We start from the raw sequence: 17,917 nt of genomic DNA, 5'->3' as shown, positions 1-17,917 counted from the left end.
CCCCCGCCGTCCCCATGCGGACGACCGGGGTTCCCGCGCCTCCGGAGGCGCGGTGATCGGGTGCTCCCGGCCGTCCCCGGCACGTTCCCGCCGCCCCCTTCCCGCGCGTCCGGGGCGCGGTTCGTTCCCGGCGCATCCCGGAAAAGCGGTTGCATGTGCCCGTTAGACTGGCCCCCATGGCCATGCTCCCCGTGCACTAGACGGTGCCGACGCCACCGCAGCAGCCGTCCGCCCGCCGTCCCCCTCGCCCTGGAGTCTGTCCGTGATCACCGCCACCGGCCTCGAGCTGCGCGCCGGCGCACGCGTCCTCATCGAGTCCGCTTCCTTCCGCATCGCCAAGGGCGACCGCATCGGCCTCGTCGGCCGCAACGGCGCGGGCAAGACCACCCTCACCAAGTGCCTCGCGGGCGAGGGCGTCCCCGCCGCCGGCACCATCACCCGCTCCGGCCAGGTCGGCTACCTCCCGCAGGACCCGCGCACCGGCGACCTCGACGTCCTCGCCCGCGACCGGATCCTCTCCGCCCGCGGCCTGGACACGCTGATCGGGAAGATGCGGCTGAACGAGGAGCGCATCGCCACCGGCAAGGGCGCCACCCGCGAGAAGGCCCTGAGGCAGTACGAGCGCCAGGAGACCGAGTTCCTCACCAAGGGCGGGTACGCGGCCGAGGCCGAGGCGTCCACCATCGCCGCCGCCCTCGGCCTGCCCGACCGGGTGCTCGGGCAGCCGCTGCACACCCTCTCCGGCGGTCAGCGCCGCCGCATCGAGCTGGCGCGGATCCTCTTCTCGGACGCCGACACCCTGCTCCTGGACGAGCCGACCAACCACCTCGACGCCGACTCGATCACCTGGCTGCGCGACTACCTCAAGACCTACCGCGGCGGCTTCGTCGTGATCTCCCACGACGTCGACCTCGTGGAGACCGTCGTCAACAAGGTCTTCTACCTGGACGCCAACCGGTCCGTGATCGACATCTACAACATGGGCTGGAAGCTCTACCAGCGCCAGCGCGAGGACGACGAGAAGCGCCGCCGCCGCGAGCGGCAGAACGCCGAGAAGAAGGCCGCCGCCCTCAACGCCCAGGCCGACAAGATGCGCGCCAAGGCCACCAAGACGGTCGCCGCGCAGAACATGGCCCGCCGCGCCGAGAAGCTCCTGTCCGGCCTGGAGGAGACGCGCCAGTCCGACAAGGTCGCCAAGCTGCGCTTCCCCGAGCCCGCGCCCTGCGGGAAGACCCCGCTCACGGCGGAGGGGCTGTCCAAGTCGTACGGCTCGCTGGAGATCTTCACCGACGTCAGCCTCGCCATCGACAAGGGCTCCCGCGTCGTCATCCTCGGCCTCAACGGCGCCGGCAAGACGACCCTGCTGCGCCTGCTCGCCGGCGTCGAGAAGCCCGACACCGGCCAGGTCACCCCGGGCCACGGCCTGAAGCTCGGCTACTACGCGCAGGAGCACGAGACGCTCGACCCGGAGCGCACGGTCCTGGAGAACATGCGCTCGGCCGCGCCCGACCTGGACCTGGTCGAGGTCCGCAAGGTCCTCGGCTCCTTCCTGTTCTCCGGCGACGACGTCGACAAGCCGGCCGGGGTCCTCTCCGGCGGCGAGAAGACCCGCCTCGCCCTGGCCACCCTCGTCGTCTCCTCGGCGAACGTCCTCCTCCTCGACGAGCCGACGAACAACCTCGACCCGGCGAGCCGGGAGGAGATCCTCGGCGCGCTGCGCACCTACAAGGGCGCGGTCGTCCTGGTCACGCACGACGAGGGCGCCGTCGACGCCCTCCAGCCGGAGCGGATCATCCTCCTCCCGGACGGGGTCGAGGACCTGTGGGGGGCGGACTACGCGGATCTGGTCTCCCTCGCCTGATCACCCTCCGTATGGATCATTCGGCCTAGCCGCCCTCCTTCATCTGAGTGAGTGCGTCTGGTACCGCGGCGTGGCGTCCACCGGATCCTCCGGCTCCGACACTCCGCCGTGCCCCTTCACGGCACCCCGCTGACCTGGCACTTCGCCGCCGGGGACCCGTCGGGTCCGGACTCCCGGCGCGCGACGCGGCCGCTTTGCGGCCAAATCCGCGCTCACTGACCTCGTCGAATGACTGGCCATGTGACCCGGGAGGGGTGATCATGAGAAGTCCAGAGCGCACTTCCCATGAGGAGGCACGGGTGGCCGAGACTCTGAAGAAGGGCAGCCGGGTGACCGGCGCCGCGCGCGAGAAGCTCGCGGCAGACCTGAAGAAGAAGTACGACGCCGGCGTGAGCATCCGGGCCCTGGCCGAGGAGACCGGCCGGTCCTACGGATTCGTCCATCGGATGCTCACCGAGTCCGGAGTCGCGTTGCGTGGACGCGGTGGAGCGACGCGAGGCAAGAAGGCCACACCGGCCTGACCGCCGATGCGGGTCGTGAGGCGTCCCCGCGGTTCCGGCCGGCGACGGCCGCGGTTCACCGCGGTCCGGCGGTCGACCGGGTCATTACCGTGCAGTAATTTGTCGGTCGGCGCAGCCGTTCCCGCCGCGCCGACCGACCGCTGCACCGGACCCGGAGGCGCTCCATGACCTCGCTCGACCCTGACCTCGTCGTGCTCGACAAGGACGCTGTGCGCCTCGCCGTCGAGGACGCCGTCGCCACGGTGACCCTCGCCGATCCGGCGAAGCGCAACGCCCAGTCGCCCGCCATGTGGCGAGCCCTCGCGGAGGCCGGGCGGGCGCTGCCCGGAAGCGTGCGGGTCGTGGTGCTCCGCGCGGAGGGCAGGTCGTTCTCCGCGGGCCTCGACCGGCAGGCGTTCACGCCGGAGGGGTTCGACGGAGAGCCGTCGTTCCTCGACCTGGCGCGCGGCTCCGACAAGGAGCTGGACGCTGCCATCGCCGGGTACCAGGAGGCGTTCACCTGGTGGCGCCGCAACGACATCGTGTCGGTCGCGGCGGTCCAGGGGCACGCGATCGGTGCCGGCTTCCAGCTCGCCCTCGCCTGCGACCTGCGGGTCGTCACGCAGGACGTGCAGTTCGCGATGCGCGAGACCGGGCTCGGCCTCGTGCCCGACCTGGCGGGGACGCAGCCGCTGGTCGCCGCGGTCGGCTACGCCCGCGCGCTGGAGATCTGCGCCACGGGCCGGTTCGTCCACGCCGACGAGGCCGAGCGCATCGGCCTGGCCAACCTCGTGGTGCCCGCGGACGAGCTGGACGCGACCGTACGGGACCTGGCGGCGGCCCTGCTCGCCGCACCGCGCGACGCCGTCGTCGAGACCAAGGCCCTGCTGCGCGGAGCGGCCGGACGGACCTACGACGAGCAGCGCGCCGCCGAACGCGCCGCCCAGGCCCGCCGCCTCCGCGACCTCGCCGGCCTCTCCGACTGAGTCCCTCCCGCCCGGCTCTCCCCGGGCCGCCCGCTCCGGGACGCCCCGCCCCGGACTCCCGGTCCGGGGCGGTCGGCGGGCCTCCCCGGCCGGGCCTCAGAAGCCGTGGCGGGCGCCCCCGTCGACCGGGAGCATCACCCCGGTGAGGTACGAGGCGGCGGGGGAGAGCAGGAACGCCGCCACCGCGCCGAACTCCTCCGGCGTGCCGTAGCGGCGCAGCGGGATCCGGGCCTCGTTGGCCGCGCGGGCGGCCGCCGCGTCCCCCGACAGGGCGTCCAGCTCCCGCACCCGGTCCGTGTCGATCCGCGACGGCAGCAGGCCCACGACGCGGATGCCGCGAGGGCCCAGCTCGTCCGCGAGGGACTTGGCGAACCCCGCCAGGCCGGGGCGCAGGCCGTTGGAGATGGTCAGGCCGGGGATCGGCTCGTGCACCGACCCCGACAGCACGAAGCCGACGACCCCGCCCTCGTCCAGCGCGGCCGCCGCGGCGCGGGCCATGCGCACGGCGCCCAGGAACACCGAGTCGAACGCCGCCCGCCACTGCTCGTCGGTGTTGTCGGAGGCCCAGCCGGGCGGCGGCCCCCCGACGCTGACGAGCACGCCGTCGAACCCGCCGAAGTGCGAGCGCGCGGCGGCGATCAGCCGGTCCGCGGCGGCCGGGTCGGCGTTGTCCGCGGCGACCCCGACCGCGCGGGGGCCCAGCCCGGCGGCGGCCTCCTCGACGGCCTGCGGGCCGCGCGCCGCCAGGACGACCTTCGCGCCCTCCGCCACCAGCGCCTTCGCCGCCGCGTACCCGAGGCCGCGGGAGGCACCCGTCACGACGTACACACGGTCCTTCAGTCCCAGATCCATGCGCCTATCCTGCCGGGTCGCCCGATGCCAGCGCGAGGGCCGTCGCCACCAGCCCGACGTGGCTGAACGCCTGCGGGAAGTTGCCCAGCTGCCGACGCGCCACCGGGGCGTACTCCTCCGCCAGCAGCCCCACGTCGTTGCGCAGCTCCAGCAGCCGCTCGAACAGCTCCCGCGCCTCCTCCGCGCGGCCCGTCATGCGCAGCGCGTCCGCCATCCAGAACGAGCAGGCGAGGAACGTCCCCTCCCCGCCGGGCAGTCCGTCCACGGAGATCCCGTCCGTGCCGTACCGGCGGACGAAGCCGTGGTGGCCCAGCTCCGCCCACACCGCCTCCACCGTGCCGACCACCCTGGGGTCGTCGGCCGGGAGGAACCCCACGCGCGGGATCATCAGCGTCGCCGCGTCCAGCTCCGACGACCCGTACGACTGGGTGAACGTGTTGCGCACCGGGTCGTAGCCCCGCTCGCACACCTCCCGGTGCACCTCGTCGCGCATCACCCGCCACCGCGCCGCGTCCCCCGGCAGGGACGGGTTCCGCTCCAGCGTGCGCACCGCCCGGTCGGCCGCCACCCACGCCATGACCTTCGAGTGCACGAAGTGTCGGCGCGGTCCGCGCACCTCCCACAGCCCCTCGTCCGGCTGCCGCCACGCCGACTCCAGGAACCCCAGCAGGCTCAGCTGCAGCGCCCAGGCGTGCCGCTGCGGCGGCATCCCCGCCCCGCGGGCCAGCGCCAGCGAGTCCATCACCTCGCCGTACACGTCGAGCTGGAGCTGCTTCACGGCGGCGTTGCCGATCCGGACCGGGCGCGCCCCGCCGTAGCCGCGCAGCCACGGGACCTCGTACTCCGGGAGCCGCCGCTCGCCCGCCAGGCCGTACATGATCTGCAGGTCCGCCGGGTCGCCCGCGACGGCCCGCAGCAGCCAGTCGCGCCAGGCGGAGGCCTCCTCCAGGTACCCGGCCGACAGCAGCGCCCGCAGGGTCAGGGTGGCGTCGCGCAGCCAGCAGTAGCGGTAGTCCCAGTTGCGCACGCCGCCCGGGTCCTCCGGCAGCGACGTGGTCGCGGCGGCGACGATCCCGCCGGTCGGGGCGTAGGTGAGCGCCTTCAGCGTGATCAGCGAGCGCATCACCGCCTCCCGGTACGGCCCCTCGTAGGTGCACCGCGCCGACCAGGACCCCCAGTCCTCCAGGGTGTGCTCCAGCGCCGTGTACGGGTCGACGAGCGGGGGGCGCGGATCGTGGGAGGGGTGCCAGGTGAGGCAGAAGGCGACCTTCTCGCCGGGGCGGACCGCGAACGACGAGCGGGTGCTGTACTGCTGGCCCCACGTCTTCACCGCCGGCTCGCTGCGCAGCCACACCGAGTCCGGGCCGGCGACGGCGACCCGGTGGCCGTCGCACCGCCGCACCCACGGCACCACCGACCCGTAGTCGAAGCGCAGGCGCAGCACGGACGACATCTCGACCCGGCCGGACACGCCCTCCACGATCCGCACCACGTCGGGCGCGCGGTCGCGGTGCGGCATGAAGTCGACCACGCGCACGGTGCCGGTGCGGGTCTCCCACACGGACTCCAGCACCAGCGAGTCACCCAGGTAGGCCCGCCGGGCGCAGGCCCGCGCGCCGGCGGGCGCGATCCGCCAGTGACCGTTCTCCTCGTCGCCCAGGAGCGAGGCGAAGCAGGCGCCGGAGTCGAACCGGGGCAGGCAGAGCCAGTCGATCGAACCGTCCGTGCCCACCAGGGCGGCGGTCTGCAGATCGCCGATGAGGGCGTAGTCCTCGATGCGTCGGGTCACGTCCTGCGTGTTCCCTCGGCGGGGAGGCGCCAATCGGCCGGCACGCCCAGCCGGGCGCGTGACCTGCGGGGACGTGCCGGGCGGAGGGCGCGGCGTCACACGTCCGCGGGCTCCCGCGCGGCCGGCGCACCCGCCGTGGGGCCGGCCGCCGCCTCCGCCCGGTCGCGGCGCTCCCGGCGGACCAGGACGGTCCACCCCACCGGGACGCCCGCCGCGAACAGCCACCACTGCACGGCGTACGCCATGTGGGCGCCGATCGAGTCGTGGTCCGGGGCCGGGACCGGCTCGGGGGAGCCCCCGGCGGGCACGGGGTCCGTCAGCTCCAGGTGGCCGCCGAGGACCTGCCGGCCCAGCCGCTCGGCCTGCTGCCCGCTGTTGATGAGCATGACCTGCCGCGGCGGCAGGCCCCGGAGGTCCTTGATGCCGCTGCTGCCGGTGGTCTGGTCGGCCATGAGCCGGCCGGTCACCGTCACCCGGCCCTTCGGGGCGGGGGGCACGTCGGGGTACGACTTCTGGTCCGGGGCGGCGGGGACCCAGCCGCGGTTGACGAGGAGGACCCGCCCGTCGTCGAGGACGAACGGGGTCAGGACGTGCACGCCCACCCGGTCGTCGGCGTTGGTGCGGCGGCGGACGACGACCTCGTGGGCCGTGTCGAAGGTCCCGGTCGCGGTCGCGTGGCGCCAGTGGTCGGAGCGAGGGACCGTGTGGCCGGGGGAGGTGAGCTCGGCCACGGGGACCGGCTCGGCCCTCAGGTTGTCCGCGATCAGGGCGTTCTGGGCGACCCGGCGCTCGTGCCGGTGGAACTGCCAGAAGCCCAGCTCGACCATCACCGGGATCAGGACCAGGGCGATCAGGGTGAGGATCACCCACTGCCGGGACAACAGGAAGCGGTACACCCCACGACCGTACTCCCGCCGCGGCCGGAACCGGCCCCCGGGTCACACCTTGTCGACGATCCCCGCCATGCCCTCCGCGCGGGCGCAGTGCGCGCCGCAGAACCAGCGGCCGTCCGCCTCGACCCCCTGCCCGATGATCTGGACGCGGCAGTGCTCGCAGATGGGCGCCATGCGGTGGATGGCGCAGGCGAAGCAGTCGAAGACGTGCACGGCGCCCTGCGCGTGCACCTCGAAGGACATGCCGTAATCGTTTCCGCAGACCTCACAACGTGCCATGCGCCACAGGGTGCGGGGCGCGGCGGCCGGAACGGAGGACGGCGCGCCCGGCCGTCACCCGTTCGACCGGGCGGTCCGCGCGGTTCAGCCGCCGGCCGGGGCGACGTCCCGCAGCAGTCGGGTGAAGGCGGCCTCGTCGACCACGGGCGTGCCGAACGCCTTCGCCTTGACGGCCTTCGACGTGCCGGCGTCCGGGTCGTTGGTGACCAGCAGGCTGGTCAGCCGCGAGACGGCGGCCGCCACGTGCAGCCCCGCCTCGACGGCCCGGTCCTCCAGCAGTTCGCGCTCGACGGACGTGTCGCCCGAGAAGGCCACCCGCATCCCCTGCCTGAGGGGTTCGCCCGGCCGGTACCGCCCGGGGTTGGGGTACGGGCACGCCGGCCGCTTGCGCACCGGGCGCCGGCCGCCGGAGCGGTACGCGGACCGGCCGGAGCCGGGCGTGTCCCCGCCGGGCGGTGCCGACCACTCGACGAGCGGGCGGCACTCCAGCAGCGGCAGCCGTATCCCGCGCTCGGCCGCCGCGTGCAGGCTGGGCCGGAACGCCTCCGCCAGCACCCGCGCGTCGTCCAGCGCGTGGTGGGCCCGCTGCTGCCGGACGCCGAAGTGGGCGGCGAGCGACTCCAGCTTCATGTTGGGCAGCGGCAGCGCCAGCTCCTTCGCCAGCGCCATGGTGCACAGCCGCCGGCGCACCGGCGCGGTGCGCGCGGCACGGGCGTACTCGCGGGCGATCATCGTCCAGTCGAAGTACGCGTTGTGCGCCACCAGGACGCGGCCGTCGAGCCGCTCCGAGAACTCCGCGGCCACCTCGGCGAAGAGCGGGGCGTCCGCCAGCATGTCGCCGGTCAGCCCGTGGATACGCACCGGGCCCGGATCGCGCTCCGGGTTGACCAGCGTGTACCAGTGGTCCTCCACCTCGCCGCGCGCGTCGAGCCGGTAGACGGCCGCCGACACTATCCGGTCGTGCGGGGAGAGCCCGGTGGTCTCCACGTCGACGACCGCGTACCCCTGCGGGTAGGCGGGCGGCCACGCTGCTGCTGTCGTACGGTCGTCGAGCATGGTCACCGAGGATAGGGCCCGCCGCCGACATCCCCCGCCCCGGACCCGGGGCCGCACCGGGGCGGGCCCCGGCTGCGCGGCCCCGCACGGGGGGCGGGAACCGTCCGCGCGGGCCCGCCGCGCGCGGGTCGGCGAGCCGTTTCCCGGCCCGCCCGGGTACGGGTGAGAGGCTCGCCCCCGTGACGGAACCGACGGAGCGGGAAGCGCACGGGGAGGGAATGGGGGCGCGGCTCAACTGGCTGCGCGCCGCCGTGCTCGGGGCGAACGACGGGATCGTGTCCACCGCCGGGCTCGTCGTGGGCGTCGCGGGCGCCACCGGGGAGCGCTCCGCCCTCCTGACCGCCGGACTGGCGGGGCTGCTCGCCGGGTCCATGTCGATGGCGGTCGGCGAGTACGTCTCCGTGTCCACCCAGCGCGACTCGGAGAAGGCGGCCCTGGCGGTGGAGCGGCGGGAGCTGAGGGAGCGGCCGGAGGCCGAACTGGACGAGCTGACCGACCTGCTCGCCGGGCGGGGGCTGTCCCGGGACGTCGCACGCGAGGCGGCCGAGCAGCTCACCGAGCGCGACGCGCTGCGGGCCCACGCGCGCGTGGAACTGGGGATCGACCCGGACGCCCTGACGAACCCGTGGCACGCCGCCGCCGCGAGCTTCCTCGCCTTCACGGCCGGCGCGCTGCTTCCGCTGCTGGCCATCGTCTGCCCGCCCGCGCCCGCCCGGCTGGGGGTCACCGTCGTGTCGGTCCTCGCCGCGCTCACGCTGACCGGCTGGTGGAGCGCCCGCCTCGGCGCGGCGCCGGCCCGCCCGGCGGTGGTGCGCGTGGTCGGCGGGGGAGCGGTGGCCATGGCCGTGACGTACGCGGCGGGATCGCTCCTGGGGGCGATCGGGGCCTGACGGGCCCCGCGCCCGGCGCTCACCGAGGTGCGGGGCGGCGCACGCCGGGGCGACCGGCGGACCACATTCTCTTACTTGTCGGTAACAACCTCTGGTTCCGGCCCGGCACCCGGCCCTACGGTGCTCCCATGCCGAACCCGCCCGACCCCGTGATGTGGTCGATCCCCGCCTTCGTCCTGCTCATCGCCGTGGAGGCGGTCGCCCACCGGTTGCGCCCCGACGAGGGCGCCGCCGGGTACGACGCCAGGGACTCCGCCACCAGCATCGGCATGGGCCTCGGCAGCGTCGTCTTCGACCTGCTGTGGAAGATCCCGGCTCTGGCGCTGTTCGAAGCCGTCCACGCGCTCACCCTGGCCCGCGTCCCCGTCCTGTGGTGGACGTTCCCGCTGATGGTGCTCGCGCAGGACTTCCTCTACTACTGGTCCCACCGGGGCCACCACGTCGTCCGCGTCCTGTGGGCCTGCCACGTCGTCCACCACTCCAGCCGCAGGTTCAACCTCACGACCGCGCTGCGCCAGCCCTGGACCTCGCTGACCGTCTGGCCGTTCTTCCTGCCGATGGTCGCCTGCGGGGTGCCCCCGGCCGCGGTGTTCCTCTGCTACTCCGTCAACCTCGTCTACCAGTTCTGGGTGCACACCGAGCGGATCGGCAGGCTGCCCCGGTTCGTCGAGTACGTCTTCAACACCCCCTCCCACCACCGGGTGCACCACGCCTCCCAGGGCGGCTACCTCGACCGGAACTTCGGCGGCGTCCTCATCCTCTGGGACCGGGCGTTCGGCTCCTTCGCCGCCGAGACCGAGCGGCCCGTCTACGGCCTCACCAAGAACATCGACACCCACAACCCGCTGCGCGTCGCCACCCACGAGTACGCCGCCATCGCCCGCGACCTGCGCGCCGCCCGGTCCTGGCGGGAGCGGGCGGGCCGGGTCNNGCGGGGGCCCGGCTGGCAGCCGCCGGCCCCGCCGCCCGCGCCCGGCCCCGGCGCCCGGCGGGAGCGCGCNGCGTGAGCCGCGGGGGAGCGGTCCGGGTACGGGCGGCTCACGCCGTCCAGCGCGGGGCGTCGGCCCCCCAGCGGCCCGGCGGCCGCGCCCAGTCCGCGGGGCCGCCCTCGTAGCGGACGGGGGAGAGGGCGTGGCGCAGCCGGCCCAGCGGGGCGTCCCGCTCCCGCAGCCACGCTCCGGGGTCGTACAGGGGGCGCGGCACGCCGTCCGGCGGGGTGCGGTCGACGCCGTGCAGCAGCCAGTGCGCCGTCTGCGCCAGCGACGCCTCCACCCGCCAGGTCCCCCCGCCGGACAGGCGCTCCGTCAGGGCGCGCAGGACCGCGGCGGCCACCAGGTAGCCCGTGCCGTGGTCCAGGGCCTGCGCCGGGAGGGCCCCGGGCTCCCGCCCGTCGCCCTCCAGCAGGGCGATGCCCGTCGCCGCCTGCACCAGGCTGTCGAAGCCGCGCCGCCCGCCCCAGGGGCCGTACGCGCCCCACGCCGACAGCCGCGCGACGACCAGGCCGGGGCGGCGCTCGGCCAGCGCCCCGGGGGACAGCCCGAACCGGTCCAGCGCGCCCGGCCGGTAGCCGGTCACCACCACGTCGGCCGCCGCCAGCAGCTCCTCGAAGACCTTCCGGTCCGTGCCCCGCGCCAGGTCCAGGAGCGCCGACCGCTTGCCGAGGCCCGTGTCGCCGTGGGCCCCCGGGCTCTCCGGCAGCCCCGGCGGGTCCACCCGCAGGACCTCCGCGCCCAGCAGCGCCAGGGTCCGCGTGGCGACCGGCCCCGCCAGCACCCGGGTCAGGTCCAGCACCCGCACCCCGGCGCACGGGGCCGGCACGGCCGCCGCCCGCCGCGCCGGCCCGGGTGCCCCGTCCAGCCGCTCCAGTGTCAGCAGCGGGCGCTTCGCCACCAGGGCGCCCTGCGCCCCGCCGGCCCACGCGGCGGCGTCCCGCACGGCGACGGCCAGGCCGCCGGCCCCGTACACGGCGTCCTCCACCTCCACCGCGCGCCGCCCGGCCAGCGCCCCGGCCACGTCCCGGGCGTCCGATCCGACGGGCAGCCCCAGCGCGGTGAGCAGGCGGTCCCGGTGGTGCGGGTAGTTGGCGTGGGTGCGCACCCATCCGTCGGCCGCGCGCCAGAACCGGGACAGCGGCGCGAAGCCGTCCCCGGTCCGCCCGTCCAGCCGCAGGAACCGCTCGCTGCGGAAGGCGGTCGCCACCGCGCCGTCGTCCACCCGCACCCGCGGCACCGGCCCCCCGCTCCGGGCGGCGGCGAGCTCGGCGGCGGCCAGCGCGCACACCGAGACCGTCGCGCGTGCCGCCTCCGCCACCGGCAGGCGCGCGGGCAGCGCGTCCGGGACGCGGGTGCACGACACCCGCTCCAGCATCCCGGGGTCGGCACTAAGTGCCGTCCAGACGTGAGAAATCGCCGTATCCATTCCCCGATGATGGCACTGAGTGCCAGTCGTCGGGAAGGTCCGGGCATGAAAGAGCCCGGGCGCGGCTCGCGCGCCCGGGCTCTCCCTCCCCAGTCAGACCCGCGTCATCGACGCACGGCGTCCAGGGCGTCGACCAGGCCGGCGCCGTAGAAGCCGTTGTGGCGCTCGCCGCCCTCGCACACGGCGTCGACGGTGCCGTCGCCGTTGATGTCGTACGGGTTCGTGCAGGCGCGGTCGTCGGCCTGCAGGGACAGCAGCGCCTTCACCATCGCCGGGGTGGCGTGGGGGTGCTTCGACTTGATCAGGGCCACGACGCCCGCGGCGTGCGGGGACGCCATGGAGGTGCCGGCCTTGTAGTTGTAGCCGCCCTTGACCGTCGTCGACAGGATCCGGCCGTTCACGGCGGGAGCCTCCGGCGTCTGGTACTCGGTCCGGTCGCCGCCGGGGGCGGCGACGTCCACGACACCCAGGCCGTAGTTCGAGTACGACGCCTTCAGGTCCTTGGCGCCGGTCGAGGAGACGGTGACGACGCCGGGCAGCATCGTCGGGATGTCGGGGCACTCGCTCGGGTCGATCACGCGGTCGGCCGGGGTCGTGTCGTTGGGGCTCGTGGTGTCCGTGATCTCGTCGGACGCCAGGTCGAAGTTCGAGTTGCCCGCCGCGGCGACGTTGACCGTGCCCTTGCGCTCGGCGTACCGGGAGGCCCGCTGCAGCGCCTCGACCAGGGCACCCTGGTCGGGGTCGTTCTTGCAGTTGAACATCCACGGGTCGACGTAGTAGCTGTTGTTGGTGACCTCGATGCCGCGCTCGGCCGCCCACATGAAGCCGCAGACCACGGCCTCGGTGTAGAAGAAGCCGTCGGGGTTCGACACCTTGATGCCGGAGATCTTCACGCCCGGCGCGACGCCGGTGACGCCGATGCCGTTCTTCGCCGCGGCGATCGTGCCCGCGACGTGGGTGCCGTGGTCGCTCTCGCCCTCGGCGGGACGCCAGGAGCCCTCGGTCGTGTCGGCCTTGCCGGTCACGCAGTTCGCGGACGCGGCGCGGTCGAAGTTCGGCGCGAGGTCGGGGTGGGTGTCGTCGACACCGGTGTCGATCACGCCGACGGTGACCTTGCTGCTGCCCAGGGTGATGTCGTGCGCCTTGTCCGCCTTGATGGCGGGCAGGCTCCACTGCATCGGCTCCAGCGGGTCCTGGCCGTCCTCCGCCGCGGCGGCGGCGGCGCGGGCCTCGGCGGCGGTGAGCGGCTCGGAGGCCTCGCCGACCTCCGTGGTCGCGACCGGCGCCAGCGGGGCGGTGCGCGTCGCGCCCGCCGACTCCACGCCCTTGACGGCGCGGATGGTCTGCGCGAACGCTGGGTTCTTGGAGTGGACGACGATGACGCCGATCGCGTCGTACGACGCGACCACCGTGCCGCCGGCCTCGGATATCGCCTTGCGCACCTTGTCGGTGTGGCGACCGCCCTTCGTGTTCACCACGTAGGACAGGTTGGGGCCGTCCGCCGCGACGGCGGCCGGGGCGTCCGCGACGGGCGCGGCCGAGGCGGCACCCGCCGGCAGGAAGCCGAGCGAGGCCGTGAGGGCCAGGCCGACGGGCAGAGCGAGTGCGCGCCCGCGCCTGGTTCCCAGGTGTGCCATGGGTTCTCCACATCGTTCGTGACGTCCGCCCGGATACGGAAGTGGGCGGGTACATGACGAGCGAAGCTATCGCTGATCCTCTCCGATCAGCAATGTGTTCGGTGAAGAAAAGGTGTGGAAAGAAGATGTGGGATGAACCACGCCGTGTCGCGCTCCGCGACGCCGTAAGGGGAAGGGGAAGCCCGGACGGCTCCCCGCACCCGCGAGGTGAGCCCGCCCATGCCCACAGCACCCGCGCAGCGAGGAGTTCCCGTGGTCACCGAAGCACCATCCCCCGAAGAGGGCGCGGACACCGCTCCCCTCCAGCCCTCCGCGGAGGCGTTCGCCCGGACCCAGCGGAGCGAGGAGTTCGGCGAACTGCGCCGCGCCCACCGCTCCTTCGCCTTCCCCCTCACCGTCGCCTTCGTCGCCTGGTACCTGCTCTACGTGCTCCTCTCCAACTACGCGGGCGGCCTGATGGGCGTCCGGGTGGTCGGGAACGTCAACGTGGCGCTCGTCCTGGGCCTCGCCCAGTTCGCCACCACGTTCCTCATCGCCTGGCTCTACGCGCGGCACGCGGCCGGGAAGCTCGACCCCAGGGCCGAGGCCATCAAGGCCCGCATGGAGGGCGAGCTGCGCCCGGGGGCCGGCGCGTGAGCGCCCTCGCCGCGGGGGCCGCGAGCGAGCACCGGCCGCTGATCGTCGCCCTCTTCGCCTGCTTCGTCGTCGCCACCCTCGCCATCACCGTGTGGGCCGGCCGGCAGACCAGGAGCGCCGCCGACTTCTACGCGGGCGGCCGGCAGTTCACCGGCTTCCAGAACGGCCTGGCCATCTCCGGCGACTACATGTCCGCCGCGTCGTTCCTCGGCATCGCCGGCGCCATCGCCCTCTTCGGCTACGACGGCTTCCTCTACTCCGTCGGCTTCCTCGTCGCCTGGCTGGTCGCCCTGCTGCTCGTCGCCGAGCCGCTGCGCAACTCCGGCCGCTTCACGATGGGCGACGTCCTCGCGTACCGGATGCGCCAGCGGCCCGTCCGCACCGCCGCCGGCGCGTCCACCATCATCGTGTCGATCTTCTACCTGCTGGCCCAGATGGCCGGCGCGGGCGTCCTGGTCTCCCTGCTGCTGGGCATCACCAGCGACACCGGCAAGGTCGCCATCGTGGCGCTGGTCGGCGTACTGATGATCGTCTACGTCACCGTCGGCGGGATGAAGGGCACCACCTGGGTGCAGATGGTCAAGGCGGTCCTGCTCGTCGCGGGCACCCTGCTCATCACCTTCCTGGTGCTGCTGAAGTACGGCTTCAACGTCTCCGAGCTGCTCGGCAGGGCCGCCGAGAACAGCGGCAAGGGCGCCGCCTTCCTGGAGCCGGGCCTCAAGTACGGGGCCACCGCCACCTCGAAGCTGGACTTCGTCTCCCTCGGCCTCGCCCTGGTCCTCGGCACCGCCGGACTGCCGCACATCCTCATCCGCTTCTACACGGTGCCCACCGCCAGGGCCGCCCGCACCTCCGTCAACTGGGCCATCGGCATCATCGGCGCCTTCTACCTGATGACGATCGCGCTCGGCTTCGGCGCCGCCGCCCTGGTCGGCCCGGCCGAGATCACCGCGTCGAACAAGGCCGGCAACACCGCCGCCCCGCTGCTCGCACTGCACCTCGGCGGGGCGGACTCCCCGGGCGGCGCGATCCTGCTCGCGGTGATCTCGGCGGTCGCCTTCGCGACGATCCTCGCCGTCGTCGCCGGACTCACCCTCGCCTCGTCCTCGTCGTTCGCGCACGACATCTACGCCAACGTCATCCGCAAGGGCCGGGCGACCGGACGGGAGGAGGTCCGGGCCGCCCGCTGGGCGACCGTCCTCATCGGCGTCGTCTCCATCGGGCTCGGCGCGCTCGCCCGCGACCTCAACGTCGCCGGCCTCGTCGCCCTCGCCTTCGCGGTCGCCGCCTCCGCCAACCTGCCGACGATCCTCTACAGCCTGTTCTGGAAGCGCTTCACCACCCGGGGCGCCCTGTGGTCGATCTACGGCGGACTGACCTCCTCCGTCGTCCTCGTGCTGTTCTCGCCGGTCGTCTCCGGCAAGGCAGGCTCGATGTTCCCGGACGCCGACTTCGCCTGGTTCCCGCTGGAGAACCCCGGTCTCGTCTCCATCCCGCTGGGCTTCCTGCTCGGCTGGCTCGGCTCCCTGCTGTCGAAGGAGCGGCCCGACGAGGGCAAGTACGCCGAACTGGAGGTCAGGTCCCTCACCGGCGTCGGGGCCCACTGACCCGCCCNCCCCNGGACACCGCCGCCGGGGCCGTGCCGCGGAACCGCCCGGCACGGCCCCGCGCATCCCCTGGGGGAAACTCCCCGCGGGGGGCGCACGGGATCGCGTAGGCTCGAATGAAGGACCCCCGTGCGAACAGCCGGTCGAACCGAGAGGGCGCCAGCGTGCTCATCGACACCTACGGCCGTGTGGCCACCGACCTCCGGGTCTCACTCACGGACCGGTGCAACCTGCGCTGCACGTACTGCATGCCCGAGGAGGGCCTGCAGTGGCTGGCCAAGCCGGACCTCCTCACCGACGACGAGATCGTCCGCCTCGTCCGGATAGCCGTCACCGACCTCGGCGTCACCGAGGTCCGCTTCACCGGCGGGGAGCCCCTGCTGCGCCCCGGACTGGTCTCGATCATCGAGCGGTGCGCGGCCCTGGAGCCCCGCCCCAGGATGTCGCTGACCACCAACGGCATCGGCCTCGGCCGCGTCGCCGCCGCCCTGAAGGCCGCCGGCCTCGACCGCGTCAACGTCTCCCTGGACACGCTGCGGCCCGACGTCTTCAAGACCCTCACCCGCCGCGACCGCCACCGCGACGTCCTGGACGGCCTGGCCGCCGCCCGCGAGGCCGGCCTCACCCCGGTCAAGGTCAACACGGTGCTGATGCCGGGGCTCAACGACGACGAGGCGCCCGACCTGCTCGCCTGGGCCGTCGCCCACGACTACGAGCTGCGCTTCATCGAGCAGATGCCCCTCGACGCCCAGCACGGCTGGAAGCGCGACGGCATGATCACCGCCGGGGACATCCTCGCCTCCCTGCGGACCCGCTTCACCCTCACCCCGGAGGGCGACGCGGAGCGCGGCTCCGCCCCGGCCGAACGCTGGATCGTCGACGGCGGACCGCACCGCGTCGGCGTGATCGCCTCCGTCACCCGCCCGTTCTGCAGCGCCTGCGACCGCACCCGGCTCACCGCCGACGGCCAGGTCCGCACCTGCCTCTTCGCCCGCGAGGAGACCGACCTGCGCACCGCGCTACGCTCCGGGGCGCCGGACGGGGAGATCGCCCGCCTCTGGCGGCAGGCCATGTGGGGCAAGAAAGCCGGCTCCGGACTGGACGACCCGGAGTTCCTCCAGCCCGACCGCCCGATGTCAGCGATCGGCGGCTGACCCCGGCCCCGGCGGCGCCTCCCACTCGGCCAGCGCCACCACGTCCTTCAAGAACCCGCGCACACCGAGGAACCGCGACAGGTGCTCCCGGTGCTCCTCGCACGCCAGCCACGTCTTGCGGCGCTCGGGGGCGTGGAGCTTCGGGTTGTTCCACGCCAGCACCCACACGGCGGCGGCGCGGCAGCCCTTGGCGGAACAGATCGGGTGGGTCTCGTCGCTCACAGCCATGTCCCAACGACCGCGTACGGACAAGGCGACGCCGGGCAGCCACGGGGGGAGCTGCCCGGCGTCGGTCCGTCGCTCCGACGGGGGAGGCGGAGCGCCTACGCAGTATGTCACGCACGGCCCGGTGGGACGCACGGGAACCCCACATTGAGATGGACTTTGCTTGAGCTTTCCGGGCCCGCGGTACCGCGCCGCGCGGCCGTGTCCCGCGAAGGGCTCAGCCCCGCCCGCCTCCCGCGTCCCCGGGCCGTTCGCCGGCGGCCTGCCGCGCCTCCTCGGACCCGGGGCCGGGCCGGACCTCCGACGCCTCCAGGACCGGGCGCGCCACCGGGGGGCCCGCCACGAACGTGGACGGCGGCTTCGGCGCCGTCTCCCGCCCGGCGTTCGCGACGACCACCGCGACGTACGGCAGGACGACGCCGAGCACCAGCGCCACGACCGCCACGTGCCGCTCGACGTTCCACAGCGCCGCCGCCGCGATCACCGAGGCGGTGCGGACCGACATCGAGATCACGTACCGCCGCTGCCGGCCGCGGACGTCGTCCGCCAGCCCCTGCCGGGCACCCGTGATCGTGAAGACCTGGGCACCGCCGTGCTTCCGCATCGCGTTCCACCACCGACCTCGCGCGCCGGTCGCTCCTCGGACCGGACCTCCCCTCCACGGTACGCCCGCCGCCCCGAAGCCGGGCCCGGGCCCCGCCCGCCCCACCGGACGGACGCCCCGACGTGCGCCGCGCGCGCCGCGGGTCGAAACTGTCAGGGACTGCTCACGTCGATCCGTTCCGAGGAGGCAGCCATGGGCTGGTTGTGGGCGATTATCGTGGGGCTCGTGCTGGGCCTGCTGGCCAAGGCCATCATCCCGGGCAAACAGCACAGCCCGCTGTGGCTGATCACCATCTTCGGCATCATCGGCGGCCTCATCGGCAACGCCCTGGCCCGGGCGTTCGGGATCGAGGCGACGCCCGGCATCGACTGGGGGCGCCACGCCCTCCAGGTCCTCGCCGCGGTGATCACCGTCGGCCTCGGCGACATGCTGTACATGGCCATGCGCGGCGGACGCCGCCAGCGGGCCTGACCGGCCGGACCCGCCCGGAGCCGGACCGGCCCGGGGACTCCGGCACGGACGGCGGCGGC

The 17,917-nt window shown here is 74.3% G+C and carries 17 protein-coding genes and 1 pseudogene; 9 read left to right on the top strand and 9 right to left on the bottom strand.

The genetic code is table 11. The annotated features are described in order from the left end of the window. Positions 1-262 precede the first annotated feature (262 nt). The 3 genes from MW084_RS06335 to MW084_RS06325 all read left to right on the top strand — a co-directional run bounded on the left by MW084_RS06335 (position 263) and on the right by MW084_RS06325 (position 3,347). Positions 263-1,861 (top strand): ABC-F family ATP-binding cassette domain-containing protein, encoded by a 1,599-nt coding sequence (locus MW084_RS06335; RefSeq protein ID WP_010468920.1) that lies wholly within the window; start codon positions 263-265, stop codon positions 1,859-1,861. Between the two features lie 299 nt (positions 1,862-2,160). Then, positions 2,161-2,382 (top strand): helix-turn-helix domain-containing protein, encoded by a 222-nt coding sequence (locus MW084_RS06330; protein ID WP_010468918.1) that lies wholly within the window; start codon positions 2,161-2,163, stop codon positions 2,380-2,382. 164 nt (positions 2,383-2,546) lie between these two features. Further along, positions 2,547-3,347: an enoyl-CoA hydratase/isomerase family protein gene (locus MW084_RS06325; RefSeq protein WP_010468916.1), complete on the top strand. Its 801-nt coding sequence runs from the start codon at positions 2,547-2,549 to the stop codon at positions 3,345-3,347. A gap of 96 nt (positions 3,348-3,443) precedes the next feature. Here the strand turns inward: MW084_RS06325 and MW084_RS06320 are convergent, their stop codons facing one another. The 5 genes from MW084_RS06320 to MW084_RS06300 form a co-directional block, all read right to left on the bottom strand. Further along, complete coding sequence (locus tag MW084_RS06320) at positions 3,444-4,199, bottom strand: SDR family oxidoreductase (RefSeq protein WP_010468914.1); 756 nt, start codon at positions 4,197-4,199, stop codon at positions 3,444-3,446. 4 nt (positions 4,200-4,203) lie between these two features. Then, the gene (locus tag MW084_RS06315; protein ID WP_010468913.1) at positions 4,204-5,988 is read right to left on the bottom strand and encodes a glycoside hydrolase family 15 protein; all 1,785 of its coding nucleotides are present in this window, start codon (positions 5,986-5,988) and stop codon (positions 4,204-4,206) included. A gap of 95 nt (positions 5,989-6,083) precedes the next feature. Beyond that, complete coding sequence (locus MW084_RS06310; RefSeq protein ID WP_010468911.1) at positions 6,084-6,884, bottom strand: SURF1 family cytochrome oxidase biogenesis protein; 801 nt, start codon at positions 6,882-6,884, stop codon at positions 6,084-6,086. A gap of 42 nt (positions 6,885-6,926) precedes the next feature. Then, positions 6,927-7,160, bottom strand: a complete 234-nt coding sequence (locus tag MW084_RS06305; RefSeq protein ID WP_010468910.1) for a hypothetical protein — start codon at positions 7,158-7,160, stop codon at positions 6,927-6,929. An 84-nt stretch (positions 7,161-7,244) separates the two neighbouring features. Next, positions 7,245-8,222, bottom strand: coding sequence for a DEDDh family exonuclease (locus tag MW084_RS06300; RefSeq protein ID WP_029553313.1), 978 nt, complete (start codon positions 8,220-8,222; stop codon positions 7,245-7,247). A 212-nt stretch (positions 8,223-8,434) separates the two neighbouring features. Between MW084_RS06300 and MW084_RS06295 the strand changes: the two genes are divergently transcribed. Then, positions 8,435-9,106, top strand: coding sequence for a VIT1/CCC1 transporter family protein (locus tag MW084_RS06295; protein ID WP_010468905.1), 672 nt, complete (start codon positions 8,435-8,437; stop codon positions 9,104-9,106). Positions 9,107-9,234: 128 nt separating this feature from the next. Beyond that, a pseudogene (locus tag MW084_RS06290) lies at positions 9,235-10,035 on the top strand (sterol desaturase family protein); the annotation flags it as partial. A gap of 109 nt (positions 10,036-10,144) precedes the next feature. Here MW084_RS06290 and MW084_RS06285 read toward each other — a convergent pair. Together MW084_RS06285 and MW084_RS06280 are read right to left on the bottom strand one after the other, a co-directional pair. Then, the gene (locus tag MW084_RS06285; protein WP_029553311.1) at positions 10,145-11,524 is read right to left on the bottom strand and encodes a CoA transferase; all 1,380 of its coding nucleotides are present in this window, start codon (positions 11,522-11,524) and stop codon (positions 10,145-10,147) included. 104 nt (positions 11,525-11,628) lie between these two features. Beyond that, positions 11,629-13,161 carry a S8 family peptidase gene (locus MW084_RS06280; protein ID WP_010468900.1) on the bottom strand — a complete coding sequence of 511 codons (1,533 nt, stop codon included), beginning with the start codon at positions 13,159-13,161 and terminating at the stop codon, positions 11,629-11,631. A gap of 252 nt (positions 13,162-13,413) precedes the next feature. On the opposite strand from MW084_RS06280, the gene MW084_RS06275 reads away from it, so the two are divergent. The 3 genes from MW084_RS06275 (at position 13,414) to moaA (ending at position 16,558) form a co-directional block, all read left to right on the top strand. Then, positions 13,414-13,797: a DUF485 domain-containing protein gene (locus MW084_RS06275; RefSeq protein WP_010468898.1), complete on the top strand. Its 384-nt coding sequence runs from the start codon at positions 13,414-13,416 to the stop codon at positions 13,795-13,797. Further along, positions 13,794-15,404, top strand: coding sequence for a solute symporter family protein (locus tag MW084_RS06270; protein WP_010468896.1), 1,611 nt, complete (start codon positions 13,794-13,796; stop codon positions 15,402-15,404). Before MW084_RS06275 ends, MW084_RS06270 begins: the two co-directional genes overlap by 4 nt. A 164-nt stretch (positions 15,405-15,568) precedes the next feature. Then, a complete protein-coding gene (gene moaA, locus MW084_RS06265; RefSeq protein WP_010468894.1) occupies positions 15,569-16,558 on the top strand; it encodes a GTP 3',8-cyclase MoaA in 990 nt (329 codons plus the stop codon). Here the strand turns inward: moaA and MW084_RS06260 are convergent. Together MW084_RS06260 and MW084_RS06255 are read right to left on the bottom strand one after the other, a co-directional pair. Then, positions 16,541-16,786, bottom strand: coding sequence for a hypothetical protein (locus MW084_RS06260; RefSeq protein WP_039828819.1), 246 nt, complete (start codon positions 16,784-16,786; stop codon positions 16,541-16,543). The genes moaA and MW084_RS06260 overlap by 18 nt on opposite strands. Positions 16,787-17,000: 214 nt before the next feature. Then, positions 17,001-17,387 carry a DUF3099 domain-containing protein gene (locus MW084_RS06255; RefSeq protein WP_010468890.1) on the bottom strand — a complete coding sequence of 129 codons (387 nt, stop codon included), beginning with the start codon at positions 17,385-17,387 and terminating at the stop codon, positions 17,001-17,003. 192 nt (positions 17,388-17,579) lie between these two features. On the opposite strand from MW084_RS06255, the gene MW084_RS06250 reads away from it, so the two are divergent. After that, positions 17,580-17,858, top strand: a complete 279-nt coding sequence (locus MW084_RS06250) for a GlsB/YeaQ/YmgE family stress response membrane protein (RefSeq protein ID WP_010468889.1) — start codon at positions 17,580-17,582, stop codon at positions 17,856-17,858. Positions 17,859-17,917: the final 59 nt, after the last annotated feature.

The organism is Streptomyces sudanensis, from assembly GCF_023614315.1.
In the GTDB taxonomy this organism is placed as follows: domain Bacteria; phylum Actinomycetota; class Actinomycetes; order Streptomycetales; family Streptomycetaceae; genus Streptomyces; species Streptomyces sudanensis.
This window is presented reverse-complemented; position numbering and strand designations above follow the sequence as displayed.